This window comes from Bradyrhizobium sp., from assembly GCF_049581145.1.
Lineage (GTDB): Bacteria > Pseudomonadota > Alphaproteobacteria > Rhizobiales > Xanthobacteraceae > Bradyrhizobium.
Genome location: NZ_JBAURI010000653.1, coordinates 1 through 2,333, shown reverse-complemented (window position 1 = coordinate 2,333; position 2,333 = coordinate 1). Strand labels below are relative to the sequence as shown.

Below are 2,333 nucleotides of genomic sequence, written 5' to 3'. Positions count from 1 at the left end.
AGAAGATTGCGATCGCGCGCGCCTATATGCGGGAAGCCGCGGTGCTGATTTTGGACGAACCGACCGCGGCGCTGGACGCCCGATCGGAATTCGAGGTATTTCGGCGCTTCCAGGAACTCAGTTCCGGAAAGACTGCGGTCCTGATCTCCCATCGCTTTTCCAGCGTTCGCATGGCCGATCGCATCCTTGTTCTGGCAGAGGGCCAGATCGAAGCAGCCGGCACACATGACGAGTTGCTCAAGCAGTCAGGCCGCTATTCCGAGCTTTTTGAACTTCAGGCCGCCGGTTATCGCTAGCTCGGTTTGACGTCGGGCAGACCTTGCCGATGCGACTTGTCCATGCATGCCGTCAGGCTCTCCAGCCATTTCAACGCGCCCTTGGCCGCCATGGCACCCGTCGCAAACGACGCCTGCAGCAGATAACCGCCGGTCGGAGCTTCCCAGTCGAGCATCTCTCCGGCGGCGAAGGTGCCCGGTAAGCGGCGGAGCATGAAATCGGCGTCGAGTTCATCGAACGAAATGCCGCCAGCGGTCGAGATCGCCCGCGCGATCGGCGCCACGCCATTGAGTGTGATCGGCACCGCGTTGATCAGGCGTGCGAGCTCGGCAGGAGCGAGCGTGGCGAGCGGGATGCCGGACGCAAAGGCGGCTTCCTGCAACAGGCCGATCGCCACGGCTGTAAGTTGCGCGGCCTTGCGCAGAAAATTGGACAGGGACTGCTTGCCACGCGGTGCCGACAGCCGGGCCGTCAGATTCAGCATGTCGAGATCAGGCCGCAGCGAGACGTAAAGCACGGCTTCGCCCGATGACGAAATCGTATCGCGCAGCTCCGCCGACAAGGCGTAGATGGCGCCGCCTTCGAGGCCAATGCGGGTGATCATCGCCTCGCCGCGTGTCGTGGTTGATCCAAACGTCAGCGCAACGCCCTTGAGCGGCTGGCCCTCGAACCGATCGCGGAATATCGCCGACCAGCCGACGGTGAAACCGCAATTGGCCGGCCGCAGCGCGGATATCACAACGTCCTTCGCAGCCAGCGTCGCCGCCCACCCGCCATCGGACCCGAGCCGCGGCCAGCTTGCACCGCCAAGCGCGAGCACGGTCGCGCACGCTTCGGCCGCGCGTTGCCCGTCCGGCGTCTGAAACGATAGCTGGCCGGTCGCGTCCCAGCCGTTCCAGCGATGCCGAAATAGGAACCGCACGCCGGACGCATCGAGCCGGCGCAGCCAGGCACGCAGCAAAGGCGAGGCCTTGAACGCCTGCGGAAAGACGCGTCCGCTCGATCCGACAAAGGTCGCCTGCCCCAGCGCCGCGCTCCACTGCCGCAGGCGGTCGGGCGGAAATCCGGTGATCGCGGCTTCGAGGCGCGGCGCTGCGTCGCCGTAGCGGACGAGAAAGGCGGTGAGCTCCTCGCTGTGCGTCAGGTTGAGCCCGCCGCGCCCGGCCATCAGGAATTTCCGCCCGGCGGACGGCATTGAATCATAGACCGTGACGCGCGCCCCGCCCTGCGCCAGCACTTCGGCCGCCATCAACCCCGCGGGACCGGAGCCGATGACGGCGACGTCGGTTCGAGCTGGGAGGACGGTCACTCCCGGCCACACGTTCTCGCGTGGACTACAACGCGCCATTGCAAAGCTGAGAATCCCAATGTCTGGCTCGAGATTCCGGGTTCGCGCTGACGCACGCCCCGGAAGGACGGAGTCAAAGTTTGATCCCTTCCCGCACCGCGGCTTGCGCGACGTATTTCTGGGTCTGCTGGAACGCGCCTTCCAGCGCCTTGGCGTTGCCCATGTCGCTGATCTCGGCAAAATGCGCGGCGACCGCGTCCGGCGTCCAGTCCGAAGGCGGCAGATTAACGCCTTCGCTTTCCATGATCCTGATCACCGCAAACGAGCCGGCACCGGCGCCCATGATGGTGCGGGTCGGCGCGTCCGCGCTCAGAAGGTATTCCACCGCCGGCGTGATCGCCTCCGGCTTCATCAGCGCCAGCGCCTGCGGCGGAAGCAATTCCTCCGTCATCCGTGTCGCCGCGGTCGGCGAGATGATGTTGACGCGGATGTCGGTCTTGCGGCCCTCCTCGGCCAGCACGTTCATCAATCCGACCATGCCGGATTTCGCCGCGCCGTAATTGGCCTGGCCGAAATTGCCGTACAGGCCCGAGGACGAGGTGGTCAGCACGATGCGGCCGTAATTGCGCTCGCGCATGCCGTTCCACACCGCCTTGCAGCAGTAGAAGCTGCCGGTGAGATGCACGTCGATCACCCTGGCGAAATCGGCTGGCTCCATCTTGCCGAACGACTTGTCGCGCAGAATGCCGGCATTGGCGCAGAGCAGATC

At 65.2% G+C, this 2,333-nt stretch carries 2 protein-coding genes and 1 pseudogene; 1 reads left to right on the top strand and 2 read right to left on the bottom strand.

All coding sequences use genetic code 11. The features are described 5' to 3' along the window. Positions 1 to 296: pseudogene (locus tag WCB02_RS21540) on the top strand (ABC transporter ATP-binding protein); the annotation flags it as partial. Here WCB02_RS21540 and WCB02_RS21535 read toward each other — a convergent pair. Next, positions 293 to 1,585, bottom strand: a complete 1,293-nt coding sequence (locus WCB02_RS21535; RefSeq protein WP_423961230.1) for an NAD(P)/FAD-dependent oxidoreductase — start codon at positions 1,583 to 1,585, stop codon at positions 293 to 295. The pseudogene WCB02_RS21540 and the gene WCB02_RS21535 overlap by 4 nt on opposite strands. A 112-nt stretch (positions 1,586 to 1,697) precedes the next feature. Beyond that, on the bottom strand, positions 1,698 to 2,333 hold a 636-nt coding region (locus WCB02_RS21530), incomplete at its 5' end, for an SDR family NAD(P)-dependent oxidoreductase (protein WP_423961229.1).